Annotated in this window: 20 protein-coding genes; 6 read left to right on the top strand and 14 right to left on the bottom strand. The window is 65.0% G+C overall.

Annotated features, from left to right (window positions below):
* Window positions 1–277: 277 nt before the first annotated feature.
* The 4 genes from AC1DYL_RS11060 to AC1DYL_RS11045 all read left to right on the top strand — a co-directional run bounded on the left by AC1DYL_RS11060 (window position 278) and on the right by AC1DYL_RS11045 (window position 2,676).
* Window positions 278–1,027, top strand: a complete 750-nt coding sequence (locus AC1DYL_RS11060) for an outer membrane protein (protein WP_477173177.1) — start codon at window positions 278–280, stop codon at window positions 1,025–1,027.
* A 102-nt stretch (window positions 1,028–1,129) separates the two neighbouring features.
* A complete protein-coding gene (locus AC1DYL_RS11055) occupies window positions 1,130–1,402 on the top strand; it encodes a hypothetical protein (protein ID WP_477149818.1) in 273 nt (90 codons plus the stop codon).
* Between the two features lie 36 nt (window positions 1,403–1,438).
* Window positions 1,439–2,131: a pentapeptide repeat-containing protein gene (locus AC1DYL_RS11050; protein ID WP_477173176.1), complete on the top strand. Its 693-nt coding sequence runs from the start codon at window positions 1,439–1,441 to the stop codon at window positions 2,129–2,131.
* 179 nt (window positions 2,132–2,310) lie between these two features.
* The gene (locus AC1DYL_RS11045; RefSeq protein WP_477173175.1) at window positions 2,311–2,676 is read left to right on the top strand and encodes a hypothetical protein; all 366 of its coding nucleotides are present in this window, start codon (window positions 2,311–2,313) and stop codon (window positions 2,674–2,676) included.
* 50 nt (window positions 2,677–2,726) lie between these two features.
* Here AC1DYL_RS11045 and AC1DYL_RS11040 read toward each other — a convergent pair whose 3' ends face one another.
* From AC1DYL_RS11040 to AC1DYL_RS11020, 5 genes are all read right to left on the bottom strand, one after another.
* Window positions 2,727–3,863, bottom strand: a complete 1,137-nt coding sequence (locus tag AC1DYL_RS11040) for a winged helix-turn-helix domain-containing protein (RefSeq protein ID WP_477173174.1) — start codon at window positions 3,861–3,863, stop codon at window positions 2,727–2,729.
* A 51-nt stretch (window positions 3,864–3,914) separates the two neighbouring features.
* Window positions 3,915–5,975 carry an ATP-dependent helicase gene (locus AC1DYL_RS11035; protein WP_477173173.1) on the bottom strand — a complete coding sequence of 687 codons (2,061 nt, stop codon included), beginning with the start codon at window positions 5,973–5,975 and terminating at the stop codon, window positions 3,915–3,917.
* Between the two features lie 38 nt (window positions 5,976–6,013).
* Window positions 6,014–7,192, bottom strand: coding sequence for an MFS transporter (locus AC1DYL_RS11030; protein WP_477173172.1), 1,179 nt, complete (start codon window positions 7,190–7,192; stop codon window positions 6,014–6,016).
* Between the two features lie 126 nt (window positions 7,193–7,318).
* A complete protein-coding gene (locus AC1DYL_RS11025) occupies window positions 7,319–7,543 on the bottom strand; it encodes a hypothetical protein (RefSeq protein ID WP_477149811.1) in 225 nt (74 codons plus the stop codon).
* A 30-nt stretch (window positions 7,544–7,573) separates the two neighbouring features.
* On the bottom strand, window positions 7,574–7,945 hold the full coding sequence (locus tag AC1DYL_RS11020) for an iron chaperone (protein ID WP_477173171.1): 372 nt from the start codon (window positions 7,943–7,945) through the stop codon (window positions 7,574–7,576).
* 169 nt (window positions 7,946–8,114) lie between these two features.
* On the opposite strand from AC1DYL_RS11020, the gene AC1DYL_RS11015 reads away from it, so the two are divergent.
* Window positions 8,115–8,384, top strand: coding sequence for a protein usg (locus AC1DYL_RS11015; protein WP_477149809.1), 270 nt, complete (start codon window positions 8,115–8,117; stop codon window positions 8,382–8,384).
* A gap of 23 nt (window positions 8,385–8,407) precedes the next feature.
* Here the strand turns inward: AC1DYL_RS11015 and AC1DYL_RS11010 are convergent, their stop codons facing one another.
* The 6 genes from AC1DYL_RS11010 to AC1DYL_RS10985 all read right to left on the bottom strand — a co-directional run bounded on the left by AC1DYL_RS11010 (window position 8,408) and on the right by AC1DYL_RS10985 (window position 13,939).
* Entirely contained in the window at window positions 8,408–8,779 is a 372-nt protein-coding gene (locus AC1DYL_RS11010) for a hypothetical protein (RefSeq protein WP_477173170.1), read from the bottom strand.
* Window positions 8,780–8,865: 86 nt separating this feature from the next.
* A complete protein-coding gene (locus AC1DYL_RS11005; protein WP_477173169.1) occupies window positions 8,866–10,002 on the bottom strand; it encodes a hypothetical protein in 1,137 nt (378 codons plus the stop codon).
* Between the two features lie 37 nt (window positions 10,003–10,039).
* Complete coding sequence (locus AC1DYL_RS11000) at window positions 10,040–10,732, bottom strand: TfuA-like protein (protein WP_477173168.1); 693 nt, start codon at window positions 10,730–10,732, stop codon at window positions 10,040–10,042.
* The gene (locus AC1DYL_RS10995; protein WP_477173167.1) at window positions 10,729–11,865 is read right to left on the bottom strand and encodes a YcaO-like family protein; all 1,137 of its coding nucleotides are present in this window, start codon (window positions 11,863–11,865) and stop codon (window positions 10,729–10,731) included. The genes AC1DYL_RS11000 and AC1DYL_RS10995 overlap by 4 nt, the downstream gene beginning before the upstream one ends.
* A 72-nt stretch (window positions 11,866–11,937) precedes the next feature.
* Entirely contained in the window at window positions 11,938–12,156 is a 219-nt protein-coding gene (locus AC1DYL_RS10990) for a hypothetical protein (RefSeq protein WP_477149804.1), read from the bottom strand.
* A gap of 19 nt (window positions 12,157–12,175) precedes the next feature.
* A complete protein-coding gene (locus AC1DYL_RS10985; RefSeq protein WP_477173166.1) occupies window positions 12,176–13,939 on the bottom strand; it encodes a BTAD domain-containing putative transcriptional regulator in 1,764 nt (587 codons plus the stop codon).
* A 402-nt stretch (window positions 13,940–14,341) separates the two neighbouring features.
* Between AC1DYL_RS10985 and AC1DYL_RS10980 the strand changes: the two genes are divergently transcribed.
* Window positions 14,342–14,809, top strand: a complete 468-nt coding sequence (locus tag AC1DYL_RS10980) for a Ros/MucR family transcriptional regulator (RefSeq protein ID WP_477173165.1) — start codon at window positions 14,342–14,344, stop codon at window positions 14,807–14,809.
* Between the two features lie 297 nt (window positions 14,810–15,106).
* Here AC1DYL_RS10980 and AC1DYL_RS10975 read toward each other — a convergent pair whose 3' ends face one another.
* The 3 genes from AC1DYL_RS10975 to AC1DYL_RS10965 all read right to left on the bottom strand — a co-directional run bounded on the left by AC1DYL_RS10975 (window position 15,107) and on the right by AC1DYL_RS10965 (window position 16,868).
* Window positions 15,107–15,538 carry a DUF1284 domain-containing protein gene (locus AC1DYL_RS10975; protein ID WP_477173164.1) on the bottom strand — a complete coding sequence of 144 codons (432 nt, stop codon included), beginning with the start codon at window positions 15,536–15,538 and terminating at the stop codon, window positions 15,107–15,109.
* Complete coding sequence (locus AC1DYL_RS10970; RefSeq protein ID WP_477149800.1) at window positions 15,535–16,119, bottom strand: biotin transporter BioY; 585 nt, start codon at window positions 16,117–16,119, stop codon at window positions 15,535–15,537. The genes AC1DYL_RS10975 and AC1DYL_RS10970 overlap by 4 nt, the downstream gene beginning before the upstream one ends.
* A gap of 83 nt (window positions 16,120–16,202) precedes the next feature.
* Window positions 16,203–16,868, bottom strand: coding sequence for a GntR family transcriptional regulator (locus AC1DYL_RS10965; protein ID WP_477173163.1), 666 nt, complete (start codon window positions 16,866–16,868; stop codon window positions 16,203–16,205).
* Between the last annotated feature and the right edge of the window lie 67 nt (window positions 16,869–16,935).

Below are 16,935 nucleotides of genomic sequence, written 5' to 3'. Positions count from 1 at the left end.
ATCCTCATGCTCTGCGCCTTCACGGCCTCGCCACAGGGGCAGTTGATGGCGCTCGCCGAACCCATCGTCGCGCGTCCCCGACTGGAGGGCATAAGGGCGGAGCAGGGGGCCCGGATAGGATGCCGCCAAGTAACGACTCAGTCCCAGTAAGATTTCGTTTACGTATCTCCTTCACCTACAATTAGGGTTACCCGTTAGGGTTAAGCCGCTTTTAAGAAAATCCGGGCAGGATGCGTCCACTCGACTGGTGTCGTCGTGGCAACAAGGACCCTGCATAATGCGTAGATATTTTGCTTCAGCGGCTGCGGTAGGAACCGCCCTGCTGCTCGCCGGCCCCGTGGTGGCGGCCGATATGCCCGAATATCCGATCGAAGTCCCCGAGGTCGATTACGACATCGGCGGCTCGTTCTACCTGCGCGGCTCGGCCGCGCTGAACTGGCACTGGGCCCCCGAGGTGGTGCACCCGTGGCTGGCCACCGACATCGATCCAATCGTCGAGTACGGCTACGGCTACAGCTGGGGCGCCGGCTTCGGCTATGAAACCGGCACCGGCCTCCGTTTCGACGGCACGATCGACTCGGTCGAGACGTCCGGCCTGAAGATCACCAAGGACGACGGTGATCCCGACGACGGCGACTACACACTGATGCTGCGCTCCACCGTCGCGCTGGCGAACGTCTACTACGACTTCGGCCTGGGCGGCGACTTCTCCTATTCTTCGGGTGCCGGCGGTGCCTTCGGCTATGTCGGCGCCGGCGCCGGTATCGCGTGGAACCATGCGGAGGTCAATTCGCCTCTGTTGGCGCCAATCCCGGTCCCGACCGGCGACAATGTCAGCGCTGCCGCGGCCGTGATGGTCGGCGTTGGCTACGACATGGGCAGCTGGGTGGCGGATGTGGGCTACCGTGGCCTCTACATCAACCAGATCAACAATTCCCCGACCGACGAGACGACCTCGAGCTACTACGAGATCAACAACAACTGGATCCACGAGCTGCGCGGCACCGTCCGCTACCGCTTCAACTAAGCAGCCGGACGACACCAGTCCGACCCGGAGCGGCGCCCAGAAGGGCGCCGCTTTTGGTTTGTTGTCAGCGAACTGTCAGGTTCGCTCGCGTAGCTTTTCGCTATGCAAATCAATGGTATCGGCAAACTCTACGCGAATGGCGAAACGCTCGCCGACGTCGAATTCACACTCGTGATGACTCCGGGTTTCCCGGCTGGGCGAGGCGAGCTGCGCTGCGAGACTCCGGCGCTCCACGAGGCCTATGGGGCCGATGTGGCGGCGCTGTTCTTCGCCGATTGGGGCGACCCCATCGAGATCATGATCGTGGGCGCGCCGGACGGTCCGGTGGCGGATTTCGTCACGGTAGGCGAATCGCCGCGCTACTGGGACGAATGAGCCCAAGCCCGCTTCGACTCGGATACAAGCGGGTGCATGAATCCTCCCAGCATCACCATCGAAGATCGCACCCTGTCGCGCGCCGATGTCACCGCCCTTGTCGGTGATGATCCCGTTCGTCTCGTCGGCTGCAATCTCGACGAAACCAAACTCGCGGACCTCGACCTTACCGGCTGGGTGTTCGAGCGGTGCAGCCTCGCGCGCACCGATCTCGGCAACGCGACGCTGGAGCTGACCCAGTGGCTCAACTGCCGCGGCGCCTTCGCCATCTTCCGCGGCGCCAATCTCGAGGATGCGGCGTTCCGGTCGTCCGACTTCAACAATGCCAGCTTTCGCGGCGCCATGCTGGCGTCGACGTCGTTCGAGGACTGCAAGCTTACCGGCTGCGACATGGCCGAGGCCAAGGCGCTGGGCGTACGCTTCGCCAACACACTGATGGTGTCGGCGAAATTGCCCGGTTTCAACTTCCGCAAGGATCGGTTCGTTGGCGTCGATTTCAGTTCGGCTGATCTCGCCAGTTGCGATTTCCGGGAAGCGGTGTTCGAGAATTCGAGCCTCCGCGAGGCCAATATCGAGCAGGCGCGGTTTCAGGATGCGGACCTGCGCGGCGCCGATCTCGGTGGCCTGCCGATCCTCGCCCAGGCTGGACGCTTCAAGGGTGCGGTGGTCTCTGCGGCACAGGCCGAGCTGATCCTCAGCCAGACGGGTATCAAGGTGCGGGCGCGCTGAACCGACAGCGTGAGCCGTCGCGGCACTGCCTAAGCAGTTATGGCTGTAGGAGGACTAGGGTTTCCTTAGGGCTGTCGCCTTATCGTCGCGGCGCTTGGGGGCGCTGTTCACGCCGAGAGACGAGCGTCTGTGCCGAGAACGGTTCCCACCTCCCGATCAGTACACCCGGAGCTCTTTTCATGATCAAGATACTTGCTGTCATTCTGGCCGCCGCGACTTTGCCGGCGCTGCCGCTTTCTGCCGTAGCAGCCACCCAGTTCGCCGACTCCTCCGCCAGTTCGCTGTGTGGAGAGGCGGGCGCCGAAGGCTACAAGCGGCCTGGCGGCTTCTGCGAGCAGCTCGACGATCTGAAGTCGCTGGTCGATGACGTGGATGACGATGCTTGCGCCACGGTGGGCGATGCCGGCTTCCGCTACGACGAAATCCAGGACCGGCTGCTCGTCGCGATGCCGGTCGACCCCTGCTGCAATTTCGCGGAAATCGTCCCGGCCGGCCATCTGCCGCCGGAAGGGATCCTCGTTGCCACCAGCGGCTGCCCGATCTGATCGAGCGAACCATTGATCCAATGGGCCCGGCGTCGTTCGGGCCCATTGTCCTATTCCCCCAACTGAAACCGCTCGAACCGCCCCAGCTCTTCCTCGAGCATCGCCTTATGTTCGGCGGCACTGCCCTTGCCCACCCAATGCCACGCCTGGATCAGCACCTTGCCGGCCGCCCGATCAGTCTTCAGGTCCATGGCTGCGACGATCTCGTCGCCGGCCAGCACCGGCAGGGTGAAGTAGCCGAATTTGCGCTTGGCCTTGGGCACATAAGCCTCGAACACGTGGTCGTAGCCGAAGAACAGGCTGGTGCGGCGGCGCTGGATGGCCATCGGGTCAAACGGCGAGAGAATGTGCACCAGCGGTGGGCCTGACGGCTCCGGCGTCGCCAACGCCTCGGGCGTCGCGTAGTGCAGCGTCGGATCGTCCCCGATGGTCACCGGCAGCAGCACCTTCTTCCGCAGCCGGGTTTCGATCTGCTTGGCCAGTTCCGGCGAAAAACGCAGTTTCGGATGCATGACCGAGGGGCCGCTGATCAGCCCCTGCGCGGTCAGCGCCCGATTGAGCAGATAGCTATCGATCTGCTTCGGTGTCGCGGGCTTCGGCAACTTGCCGAAGTGCCGGCTCATCAGCTCGTAGGTCTTCACCATGCCGTTGCGTTCGGAGATGGTCAGCTCGCCGCTATAGAAGCCGTATTGCAGCACGCGCTTACTTGGCTTGCGGCTGCCCCACGGGTGATCCTTCTCCACCAGCTCGTCGTTATCGATATCGCGGATGGAGATCGCACCGTCCTTCTTGATCTGGCGCAGCAGCTTCTTCAGGTCGTTCGGATCGGCATCGGCATACCAGCGCATCGGCTCGCTGCGGTGCTGGCGCATCTCGCTGAGGTAGAACGCCAGGTCGCGCACCGGCACATAGGCCAGCGCGTGGGTCCAGTACTCGAACACCGACTTGTCGACCGATTGCGCATGCGCCAGGTCGCTGCGCCGATAGTTCGGGATGCGGGTGAAGAGGATGTGGTGGTGGGCGCGCTCGATGACATTGATGGTGTCGATCTGCACATAGCCCAGGTGCTCGACCGCCTTGCGCGTCGCCTCCGGCCCATCACCGAACGGCGCGCGCTCATCGAGCCGCTGGGCGTGCAGCCAGATGCGGCGGGCGTGGGGCAGGGTGATGTTGAGCGGCTTCTTCATACTGACAAACCTAACGCACCATCCTGCCAAGGCGTGTCAGGCTTTCGCGCATCATTTCTTCCACATCGCCAGCAGCCCGGCACCGACGTCGACACGGGGCGCAGCCGGGGCGATGCCGCTGATCGCCGCCGCCTTCACCGCCGGCCAGAACATGTCGTCGAACAGCGGCAGCATGGCCTTGGTGATGAAGCGGCTGCGCTGCGCGTAGACGTGCTTGTCGCCATAGGGCGTCTGCTGGTGCACGTAGAAGCGCTGCGGGATCATCAGATGCAGCTCGTCCTTGGCGCGGGTCATCGCGACGTAAAGCAGCCGCCGCTCCTCTTCCAGCTCGTGCGTCGAGCCGGTCCCGAGGTCAGACGGAATGGCGCCATCGACGACGTTCAGCACATGCACGTTTTTCCACTCCTGCCCCTTGGCCGAGTGGATGGTCGACAGGATCAGGAAGTCCTCATCGAGTAGCGGCACGCCGGCCTGGTCCGAGGTCGCATCGGGCGGATCGAGCGTCAGCTCGGTGATGAAGCGCTCGCGGCTGGGATAGCCGGCGGCGATCTGTTCGAGCTGGTAGAGGTCTTCCTTCCGGACCTCGGCATCCTCGTACACCGCCTCCATCAGCGGCTCGTACCACATGCGGGCCCGCAGCAGTTCGGCCGGCCAGCCGCCCCCGCCCTTGCCCAGATGCTCCACCACCTCGAGCAGCCCCGGCCAGCCCTCCGAGCCTCGCGGCGGGGGAGGGGCGTTCAGCAACTCGGCCAGTGGGTCGGCGCTGTCCGCCATCAGGTCCAACACCTTGCCCGCCGCACCCGGCCCGATCCCCGGCAGCAGCTGCAGCACGCGAAAACCAGCGACCCGGTCGCGCGGATTGTCGACGAAGCGCAGCAGCGCCAGCATGTCCTTGACGTGCGCGCTGTCGAGGAACTTCAGCCCGCCATACTTCACGAACGGGATGTTGCGCCGCGTCAGCTCGATTTCTAGCTCGGCCGAATGCGACGAGGTGCGGAACAGCACCGCCTGCTGCTTCAGCACCGTGCCACCCTCGCGACAGGCCAGCACGCTCTCGACCACATAGCGGGCCTGGCTCGGCTCGTCCTTCACAGTCACCAGCCGTGGCTTCTCGGTCGCCGCCCGCTCGGTCCAGAGGTTCTTGGTAAAGCGCTCGGCGCTCTCCGAGATCACCGCATTGGCGGCCTCGAGGATCGGCTGGGTCGAGCGGTAGTTCCGGTCGAGCGTCACGATCCGCGCTGGCGGGGTGAACGCGGCCGGGAAATCGAGGATGTTGCGCACCGTCGCGGCGCGGAACGAGTAGATCGACTGCGCGTCGTCGCCGACCACGGTCAGCCCATCTCCAGCAGGCTTCAGCGCCAACAGGATCGAGGCCTGCAGCCGGTTAGTGTCCTGGTACTCATCGACCAGCACATGGTCGAAGCGACCAGCGATGTCCTCGGCAATGACCGGTTCCCGCATCATCGCGGCCCAGTAGAGCAGCAGGTCGTCGTAATCGAGTACCTGCTGACGTTGCTTGGCTTCCACATAGGCGCCGAACAGCTCGCGCAGCTGCGGCCCCCACATGGCGACCCACGGGAACGCCTGCTTCAGCACCACGTCGAGGTCGTCCTGCGCATTCACCACGCGCGAATAGATGGCGAGGCAGGTGCCCTTGGTCGGAAAGCGCTTCTTCGCTTCCGAGAACCCCATCTCGTGCCGGATGATGTTGATCAGGTCGCCGGAATCCTCGCGATCGTGGATCGAGAACCCCGGGGTCAGCCCGATCTGCTCGGCATGCTCGCGCAGCAACCGCGCGCCGATGCCGTGGAACGTCCCGGCCCAGCTCAAGGCATCGGTGATCACGCCGGACTTGGCGCCCATCACCTGCGCCACCAGCCGTTCCACCCGGCGCTGCATCTCGCTCGAAGCGCGGCGCGAAAACGTCATCAGCAGGATGCGGCGCGGATCGGCGCCCTTGACGATCAGATGCGCCACCCGGTGCGCCAGCGTGTTGGTCTTGCCCGACCCAGCCCCGGCGATCACCAGCAGCGGCCCGCCCAGATGCTCCGCCGCCTGCCGCTGCTCGGGGTTCAGCTTGTCGAGATAGTGGGGGGCAAGGGCAGTCTGCACGCGAATCGATCCGGAAGAGAGTTCCGGATCAGGAAGCACTATTCGCGGTTTGTTCGCAATTCACGCTCTCGCTCACCCTCGGGCACCCGGCGCCAGATCAGCAACGCCAGGGCCACCAACGGTGCCCCAATCAGCGGCAGTGCCATGGCGCCAAGGCTGTCCACGACGATGCCACCGACGGCGGCGGCCACGGCCATGCCAATCATGAACGCCGACATGTTGAGCGAGATGGCGACCGGCACCGCTCCCGGGGCGATCTGCGCCATGTGGCTCGCCACCGCGATCGAATAGGTGCGGACCACGAAGCCCTGCGCGCCGACCGTCAGCATCAGCGCTGGCAGCGCCAGGCCCGCCGGCAGATGCGGCAGCGCCACGAAGATCGCCATCACGGCGATCACGGCCAGCCCGGCAATCGTGGCCGTTCGCCGGCTGCCGAAGCGGTCGGACATCCGTCCCGCGGTGGCGCTGCAGGCAATCGCCCCAATCCCGCCGCTGAGCAGCACCAGCGGCAGCGCGTCGTAGCCGACACCGGCCGCCGTCAGTAGCGCGCTGATATAGACGATCAGCGGCGACGACCCGATCATGAACACCAGCGTCGATAGCAGCGCCGTGCCGATAGCGGGGTTGCGGAGCACCCTCAATCGATCGCCGATGCTCATCGTGTCGCCGAGCATGCCGCGCGGCAGCTTCACGTAGAGCGCCAGTGCCGCCAACCCAGCCATGATTGCCAGGGCGACGTATACGGACCGCCAGCCCAGATGTGCCGCCAGCAGCGCGCCCAGCGGCACACCGGCCAGCGCCGCAATGGCCTGCCCCATGCTGATCACCTGCATGTAGCGCCCGCGCTGGCCCGTTGGAGCCAGCATCGCTGCGGTCGCCATCGCCGCCCCCGTGTAGGTCCCGGCCACCACCGCAAGGACGGTGCGGACCACGACCAGACCCTCGAAGAACGTCACCAGCACCATCAGCAGCGCGCAGACGGCGAGCCCGAACTCCGACCAGGCAAGGATGCGCCGCCGGCCAACCCCACCGAGCAGCAGCGCGAGGAGGGGCGGACCAAACGCGTAAGCCAGCGAATAGAACAGCACCAAGAGGCCCGCCTGCCCGAGGCTGACCCCCAGGTCGGCGCCGATCAGTGGCAGGATGCCGGAAATCAACCCGCCTTCGATGGCGCCGACAAAGGCTGCCACCGCCAGCCAGAATAACCGCGTATCCATAAAACCCCCCGCCACTTCATGTACCGGGTCGGGTGGCAAATGGGGAGCAGGAGTTGCCGCTTTCCGCTTCGGCCATGCCCCCCAAATAGTAGGGGGCAGTCATCCCTTGGCTTCCGGGGTCGGACTTCAGCCCGAGCTGTCCTCCGACCTGCCCAGCTCCCGCTGCCTCAGCAGGAACGCCACGCCGGTGGTGTAGCGGTCGTGCAGCCTCGCGAACCGGCCGAGCGTGTCCTTGGGAACGCCGATCTCGATCAGCTCCTCATGCATGTCCTTGAGCCGCTTCTCCATCTCGTCCATCTCGAGGATCAGCCGCTCGATCTGGTCTTGGGTCAGTCGAACCATCGTTGCCATTAGCTGCCTCCTTCAAGGCTTGCTGCACAACTACCTACCGGCCTTCCGCGCTGCGTTCTCGTCGAGACGCGCCTGCACCAACCGGGTCACCAGTGCATCCGGGATCGGCTTGTCCGGGGTAAAGCGCACCGTGCCCTTCGAGGTATCCAGCCCCTCCAGCTCGGTGGCCAGCGCTTCCATCACCGCCGGGCTCTGCACGTAGAGTGCGCAGTGGTTCTTGGCGGCTCCGAACGACACCAGCGCACCGTTCTGGCGAAACGCCGGGATGCCGTAGCCGACATACTCCTCAGCTTCCGGTGCGGCGGCGATGATCACCCGGCGCAGGTGCTCCAGCGCCTGCCGTTGCGATGCGGGCAGCGCATCGAGGAAGCGGCGGGTGGTCTCGGGCGTCGGTTTGGCCATGACGATCTCCACTCCGACCATAACCTCGCACGACCGCCGCTGCGTTGTCAGCACTCCCCGGTGGCTGCTGCTATGCAATTGAAATCGTTAAACTATTCATGTTACAGTCTTGTCATGCGGGCGAAGTCGCCTGATGCTCATCCGGTCGCCCGCCCATCGGAGGTGCCTGATGTCGCCGCTGACTACCCCCCATGCCGATACGGAAGGTTTCGGCCTCACCACTGCGCAGATCATCTACCGCGTGCCGGACCACCTGGACCTGCTGCAGGATTTCGTCTGGCAGCAATACGACGTGTTCCCGCAATTCCCGAACCTCAAGAAGTTCCTCGCCTTCTGGGAGGAAAAGATCGAGGGCCCGCTGCATTCGATCACCGTTGCGCATGCACGGCTGATCCACCCAGTGGAGTTGAGGGCCCTCAGGGGCGCCCGGCTCCACTAGGATCGGGATCCAGTCCCGCCGGATCAGGTTTCGGTGTTGTCGGACGTATCGTCCCGGGGCTCACAATCGCTGTCTGCCAGTACCTGCACCCCGTCCGGGATGACGTCGTCTTCGAAGCAGTGGTGGTCGTCGCCGCCGCCCGGTGTACTCGCCAGTGAGTTGGTCTCGGGGCCGATATTGCTCGGCAGGCAGTTCGCTGCGTGCACATCCGGCGCCGAGATCAGCACGCCGGCGCAATCGATGAAGTGCTGCATCGGATCGACGCTTTGCGGCGTCACAGTTTGAGAACTCGCCGCCCCCGCAAGAATGAGCAGGCTGCCGGCGGTGACGCCGGCGACGGTGCCGATCATACGAAGGTATTTAGCGAGGCCAGTTCCAGTCGAGAACGCAGTCATGCGAAATCTCCCTTAAGCCCTCCCGCGCATCGGGAAGTAAAGCACTGGTCCCGTAAGGCGCATAGCCAAAAAACAGCTAAAGCTGTTCACTTTTCCCAGAGCGTGTCGCCGGTCGTCATTTCGCGATAAAGCAACATGGCGGATAGGCAATGCTGGGTAGAGTCAATACGGGTTCGCAAAACATAGGCGCCGTTGAGAAAGGCGCCCACAAAGTTCTTGAGCTTGGGGTCCTCGTAGTAGTGACCGGGGCCGAATTCGAGGCGGGTGGCGTCGGGTAACTGCAGAGCGAGCGCCAATGGCAGTTCGCTCTCCACCTTGCCCCGCAGTTCCGCCGCCAACGCGGCGTCCCCCGCCTGATCGAGCGCGAACGAGGCTGCTGCAAGCCCTTCGAGCGCTGCGCAATTGTTCATCCGATTGTCGTTGGCCGGCATCAGCTTGCGCACGTAGTTGGCGCCGAAGCTTACGATGAAGTCGCGATAGCGGTTGTCGCCCGTAGTGCGGAGGCGTCGGGCGGCCGCCATCAGCCCCCAATGGGCGAACATCGTGTCGGGCGTCTCGAGGTACTTCGACATGGCGCCAGCCTCGAGCCGATCGAGCATCTCCGTCACCCCGGTCGCATCGGGGGCGAGTTCAGCGTAGTGCGCCAGCGCCAACCAGGTCTCGCCGGTCGAATAGGAATCCGCCTTGGTGTCATCAGGACGCTGCGCGATGCGACCGTCCGCCAGTTGCTGGGCGGCGAGACCTTTCAGCCAGAGCACGCGAAGGTCCGGTCGGAAGTCACGGCCGATGGCACGGCTATGGAACAGCTCGGCGAGCAGCGCCAGGGCGGTGCCGCCGGCCCGGCCACCCTCAAGTGTCAGGTCCTCCGAGATCAGCGTGCCGTCGTCGCGCTTGACCGAGCGAGCCTCATAGTAGCCGATGGCACGGGCCGCCGGCTCCTCAAAGCCGGCCTTGCCGCTGAGGAAATAGAACTGGTTGAGCACGAACCCGGCGCCAGCCTGCCGCACGACGTTATCGGCGGTAAGGAAGCGGGAGCGGAGAAAATCGAACTCGTAGAGGAAACGCCCATCGGCCGCCTCGACGGCGACGAGATAGCGGGCGGCGGCTTCGGCGCGCTGTTCGATGACGGCCCGGCTCAGGTCCGTTTCCGCACCCGCAGTGGCGGTGCAGATGGCGAGCGCTGCAAGAAGAACGAGAACGGCACGGCGGATGGTCGCATGCATGAGCAGCCTCCGGTTCCGAAAGCAGCATAGCGCCCGGTCAAGCCCCGGCGGCAAGCCCCTTCAGGTAGTAGCGCCAGGGTTCGGACTCGACGAAGGCCCAGTCCGGTATCTGCCGACGGCCGGCCGGCAGCGCCTTAAGCCGCTCGACCAGCAGTAGTGCGTCGGCGGTTTTGGCGCGAACCCGCTTGGCTCGGTAGCGGTCGGCGAACTCAGCAGGCAATCCGGCACCGGCGATGATTGCCTCGACCGTGCGGTCGGCGAAATAGATCGATTGCGCCGACAAGCGCAGCGCAATGGCTTCAACTCCGGTTACGCCCATCGCCGCTACCGTTGCCTCGACATCGACCAGCGGTTCGCTCAGCGGCATGAAGTCGAGCTCGGCCGGCGCATGGGCTAGGCAGACATCGGCGTCCTCGATGCGCGCGCCGCTGACATAGCTCTCGGCGATCGGCCCGACCGCCTCCATGCCATAGGGGGCGCATTCGCCTGCTCGCAGCGCACCGATCGACGCCGCGCCGAGCACCCGGATACCGTGCTTCAGCGCGAACAGGATTTCCTTGTGCCAGACCGAGGGCACGAAACCGAACACCCCATCGACGAGGCCGATGGCATCGGCGCCATCGAGCACGGCACGGTGCAGGTCGCCCTGCCGCGCCGGCGGCCGGACATCGAGCCCGGTGCTGTCATAGCTCTGCCCCGCGAGCGACGGGCCGGCGAACAGGACTTTCACAGGAACCCCAGCATGGCAGCAGTGGCGCGCGAGCCTGGACGCCAGTTGCGGTTGGTGAGCCGATCCTCGAGGCCCGGCACGTAGAGCTTCACCACGCTGATGCCGATGCTCTCGCCGCCCAGCGGAATGGCGACGATGCGCTTCAGCCCGGCGCTGGCGAGGCCGTCCTGCAGCGCGGCAATCAATTCGTCCTCGCCGGTGCCAGCCGGCAGGCCGATCGGGGCGGGCCGTGTGGCCGGAGCCTCCTCGGTCAGCACGGCTATGCTGCGCTCCAGTTCGAGCTCGTATTCGCCCTCGGCGATGTCATCGCGCGCCCCGGCAATGTTGGTGATCCGGGTCTGCGCTGCCTCGACGATGGCGCGACGCGCGGCAACCGCCGCTACCGGGTGGCAGCTGGCGCCGGTCGCGACGTCGAAGTGCTTGTCGGCGCCGTCGTGGGGGGAGAGCACGGCATAGATCACCGGCACGCCGATATTGCTGGTCTGCTCGAACAGCCGCAGCCGGTAGCCGGCGCGGGCGATCTGCTTGGTCAGCGCATCGACCCCGGCATCGCCGAACGCCGCAGGCGATACGGCCGTCGCCTTGGCCGCCGTATCCGACTTGTAGCCCCAGAGGCACACCGCGTCGCGCTCCACCACTTCGCAGAGCGCGTGCAGCAACGCGCCCGACAGCCTTGCGCCGGCCGCGATGCCGTTGGTCGATTGCGACAGGCCGGGCAGGTCGCGCGGCGGCGTGCCTAGCACCACGGCGTCATAGGGAACCAGCACCAGTGCCCCGGTATCGAGCGCGAAGCCCTCTACCCAGCTGATCGGTTGCTTCTCGTCGACCGCCGCGTCGCGCGGCAGCAGGTGCGAGACGTCGAGTGTCTCGTGCCCGGCAGCGCGTGCCTCGGCGATGCTCATCGTGCGCCGCGCCGTCTCCGGCGCTTCGGCAATTGCGTATTCCGCGGCTTCCATCACCGCCGAGATCTGCGCCGAGATGTCGTCGATGCCCTTGCCCTGGTGGCTGGCGATGGTCGCCGAGTTGGGGCGGATGGCGGCGTAGCAGGGGATGCCGATCCGATCGAGGCCGGTCTGGCGGGCGACGCGGGTGATGCCGAGCTTGTCGAAATGGAAAGACAAATCCCGCAGCAAGGCCGCGGGATTTCTAGCGCCGTCCGATGCCCTGACGGCAGCCGGGCGGAGTTTGGCTCCGAAGTTCAAGACTTATTTGGAGTGGTAGTGCCAGACGGCGCTGCCGTCCTCGCGCTGGCCCGCGGCCACAGCGATATCGATGCCATCGACGATGGTGTTGCCCGCAGCGAGCGCCGAGCGAACGTTCGAGGGGACGACCGTCGACTGGTCGACCGAGGTAACGGTCATCAGCTGAGTATCCACCACCAGCAGCTGCGACGCGTCTTTCTGTCCGATAATCACGTAACGCATATGTACTCTCCTTACAGGCCTATTTGAATCCGGCCTTACGCAACGCTTCAATATACAGATCAACATCAGCAGGATCGCGCTGCGGCATACGTGATACCCAACGAGCGGTAGTGAAATCCGGCTGCAATTTAAGCGCTTGCAACCGATAGCGCCGGGCCAGGTCCATGCGGCCGGCCATGGCCGCCGCCGCTGCCATCAGGCGCAGCGCCGGATCCGGATTTCGCATCTGGTTCAGATGGCCAAGCGCCTCCTCCCAGCGGCCGCGGAAGAAGTTGATGCCGCCCAAAGTCCATAGGTATTCGTCCGGAGGCACCGGGTTGAGCCGCACCGCCGCTTCCATCTTTTCCTGCGCTGCGGCGAAGTCGGAGTTGTGGACAAGTGTGTCGGCAAAGTCGGCCAGCACGTCGGCATGATTGGGCGCCAGTTGGGCGGCCCTGGTCATGTGCTCGAGGCTCTGGTCGAGGTCGCGGTCGAACAGCGCCACCCGGCCGAGTTCGCGATAGGCCGTGCCGTCATTGGGGTCGATCGACACGGCGCGTTCGGCATGGAGCTTGGCCTTGTCGAGCAAGGTCTTGTCCGAGCCCGAACGCAGCACCCACTCGACCACATAGGAGCGGGCGAGCGCGCTCTCGATCGAGGCCTGCTCCGGCTCGATATCGCGGGCGATGCGCAGCGACTTGCGCCCCCGCCGGATCTTGGGCAGGTCGAACGACCTGAGATTGTGCCGCCCCGCGAGGTAGTGGGAATAGGCGTTGGCGTCGCGCTGGGTGCGCTCGCGCTGCAGTTCGGCAGTCTCGATGCTGTCGGCGAGCGCGCGGGCCACCCCATTGGTGAAGTCCCAGTAGTGCTCCGGAGCCTTCAGCGCGGTGAAGGCAAATTTGTCGGCCCAGACGATCTCGCGTCCGGCGGCGCGCACCAGGCGGATCGCCAGCGACAGCCCGTCACTGGCGAAATGCGGGGCTATGCGGCTTTCGACCGCATAATCGATCTGGTGGGCGCGCACTTCGTCGAGCGCGGTGAACGGGTCGAGTTGCCAGGCGGTGTGCGGAGCGATCACCGACACCGATTTCAGCCGCGACAGGCCGATGGTCACATCCTCAACCAAAGCCGGGGCAAGGTGCTTGGGGATGCTCGCCTGCTTGAAGTCCTGCAGCGGCGGCAGCAGCACCACGCGCGGCACGAAGCTCAGTCGTGCCGTATCATCGGCCGGCAGCGGGCGCCGCTCGATGCTGCGCGGCTGGGCCGGCACCGGGCCGTCACCATCCTCATCGTGATCGAACAGCTCGGCGGTTTCCGCCGCGGGTTCCAGCCCGAGGCCGTGGCGCAACCGGTTGCGGAACGCGGCGAACGCTGCACGGGCACCGCTCTCGTTGTTTTCGGCCCGGAACAACTCGATGGTGCCGCGGCAAACCACTTCCGAATAGGGCAGCCGCTCGGCCAGCCGGAACAGCGCCGAATGCGCGCCACGGCCACCGATGCGAAGCGCCGCTTCGGTCGCCTGGCCCGCGAACTGGTTTTCGATGCGGGTGCGCTCGAGCGCCAGCCACTGGTCGAACTCGCTGCCCAGTCCGCTGACGCCGGCGAGCAACTCGCCACGATAGAGTGCGATCAGCCGCTCCAGCTCCGGTCCGTCCTCGGCGGCGCGGGCGCGACCGATTTCGCGCAGATCCAGCACTACATCCCGGTTGAGCTCGATTTCGGTGGCATCGGCGTCGAAGAGCTCAAACCCGTAGCGACCTTCGAGTTCGCGCGTATGCAACAGGGTCTGGCGGAGATTGGTCATCGCCTGTTCGGCGGTACTGCTCTCCCAAGCTCGTTCAGCTAAAGCCGAGCGTCGCGCGCGGCTGGAAAAGTCCAGATAAAGCAGAGCTGCCAAGGCAAAGGCCTTCTGACGCAGCTTTACAGCCGAGCCGTCCGCAAGACGGAGGACCGGTGTTCCCAAAAGCTGCAGGGTGACCGTTTCCCGCATAGAAGTGATCGGCATTGCTCAGTTGTTCCGTCGAATGTGGTGGAAGTTTACTTGACGAAGTAAAGGCCAAAGCGTAGCCACGTAACGGCTAGATAACGCATTGAAGTAAGCTACCCATGCGTAAGGCGCTAGCACAATAACTGCGAGAAGCGCGGCGGGTGGGCCGCAGTTCCCGCATATAGGACCCGAAACCTAGGCAACAATAACGAGGGACGAATGGAATCAGGAACATCGAACTTGGCTGCGGCAGATGCGAGGAGTTCCCAACTGGTCGAACTGAGCGCCGATATCGTCAGCGCTTATGTGAGTCACAATGCTCTCAGCGCCAGCGATATTCCCAAGCTGATCGCCAGCGTGCATGCAACGCTGTCGGGACTCGGTGGTGTCGTGGAAGCTGAGGCAGCAGTCGAACTTCGGCCGGCGGTATCGATCAAGAAATCGATCACGCCGGAATACTTGATCTGCCTCGAAGACGGAAAGAAGTTCAAGTCGTTGAAGCGTCATCTCAGGACCGAATACGACATGTCGCCCGAGGAATACCGGGCGAAATGGGGTCTTCCGTTGGACTATCCTATGGTGGCGCCAACCTACTCGGAAGCGCGGTCGCGCCTGGCCAAGACGATTGGCCTCGGCCGCAAGCCCAAAACGCCGGCCACTCGTGGCCGTGCGAAGGTCGTTTCCTGACGTCATCGACGAGCGAACACCCAAACCGACGCGCCTGGCGCCGGTTTATTATCCTAGCAGATCGCGTGCCGCGGCGGGTGGGCCGCGGCATCGCGGGCGCCACCGGGATGGCGCCTCAAAAAACTGCCCCCTCCATTTGGTGGGGGAGGGAGCAGTAGGACATAGGACCCGAATTTCCTATGCTTAACCATACTAGGCCCCCGGCCGTGATGTGGCCGTTATGCCTGTTCTCAGCAGCAAGTCAGTGAAACTCGAGTAGTCGCGCGCGCGATCGATCACCGGCGGGTGGGCGGGGCGTTAGCCGGCGGCGTTCGGCAGCGCTGTTCCGGCGTAGCCGCCGGCCGAGATGGTGGTGCAGAGCCCGTGCCACTCGCAACCGGCGCAGGCCTGACGGGTTCGGCCCGCCGAAAAGGCGTCGCGCATCTGGAGCAGCAGGGCGGGGTTCAGTTCCAGGCGATGGCCGAGATCGAGCGGTGTGGCCAGCAGGTCGCCGACATCGCGGAGCGCCAACCGGTCGCGTTCGGTCACGCTGTCGCGATGGCAGTGCGGATCGGCATCGGCCAGTAGCGGGGCGCAGATGTCGTCCGGCCCCGCGACGATCGTGATGTCTTCGCCATCGCCGATCCGAGCGGCGATGGCGTCGTAATTGGCGGTGAACGCTGCGCTGTAGCCTTTGCCTGCGTAGGTCAGCAGGCAAAGCAGGTGATGCGGGCGCAGCCGGACCGTCATTGTGCGGCGCGAACCTTGCCGCGGGCGAGAAGCGCAAGCACTGCGGCGCCGAGCACCGACTTCAGCACGCCACCGATGATGAACGGCGCCACGCCGCTGGTGAAGGCCGCCTCGACGCCGATGATGGTGGCAAGCCAGGCCGCGCCGAGCACGAGGCAAAGCAGGTTGCCCAGCAGCATGCTGACAAAGGCCAGCACCGGCCGGTGGCCGTTCCAGCCGCGTTCGGCGAGCCAGCCGACCAGTGCGCCAACGACCGGGAAGGCGAAGAGATAGCCGCCGGTGGGGCCGACGAAGTGCAGCGCGCCGGACGCTCCGCCCGCGAGAACCGGCAGTCCGAGGGCGCCTTCGGCGAGCCAGGCGATGATGGTGATCGCTCCCAGCCGCCAGCCGTAGAGCGCGCCGACCATGGCCACGGCGAAAGTCTGCATCGTGACGGGCACCGGCACCATCGGCACCTCGATATAGGAGGAGAGCGCCAGGAACAGCGTGCCGAGAACAACAGCACCCGCCTGCCAGGCGAGTGGGCGGCTTCGCAGATCGAGGGGGCTGAAGGCGGGGGTGAGGGCGGCGGCGTTCGACACGAATGAGCTCCTTGCGCGAGTTATAGATAATTTTTCATATCTATCGCTAAAGAAGTCCACAGAAGCGGGAGCTTTGCAAGAGGCTATCGCCCGGTGGCCGCTTTTGCGGGCCGTTGGCCCGGCTTCCTCGGCTCCTGGCCGCTCCACCGGATGTGCCTGGCGAGCACCGAGGCCGCGGTGTCGATATCGCCCGCCCGCAACGCCGCGAGGATCGCCATGTGGTCCCGATCGGTCGGCGCCTCCCACTCTGCCCGCCAGCCCGAGAACAGGAAGCGGGCACTGGCGCTGTGCAGATCATCGATACTCTTGAGCAGGCGCGGCATACCGCAAGGCGCGATGATCAGCCGATGAAAGGCGCGATTCGCCTCCTCCCAGGCCTGTACATCGCTCGCCCTGTCGCCGGCCTTGGTGACGCTCTCGGCCTCGTCGAGGATGGCTTTGGTCAAGTGCGGACTAGCATAGCGCAGCGCCAGCACTTCGAGCGCGGCGCGCATTTCGGCCACCTCGCGCACTTCGTCGAGGCTGAAGCCGGCAACCCGCACACCGCGGCGCGGCTCGCTCACCGCCAGCCCTTGCGCCTCGAGCAGCCGGAACGCCTCGCGCACCGGCACATGGCTGGCGCCAAACTCCTCGGCAATGTGGTCCTGTCGCAAGCGCGTGCCGGACGGGATGTCCCCGGCGATGATCCGCTCGGCGAGAATTTTGCTGATCCGCACCGAAACGGTGTCGTCTTTGACTGTGCTGGTCATTTTATAGATAATTCATCGCCTGCGTCGGTCGATTAGTCAATCGTATCCGACAGTTACGAACCGCGAC

The organism is Devosia sp. P1_H9 (genome assembly GCF_056405135.1).
Note: the sequence above shows the minus strand (reverse complement) of the source record. Positions and strands in the feature narration are given on the sequence as shown.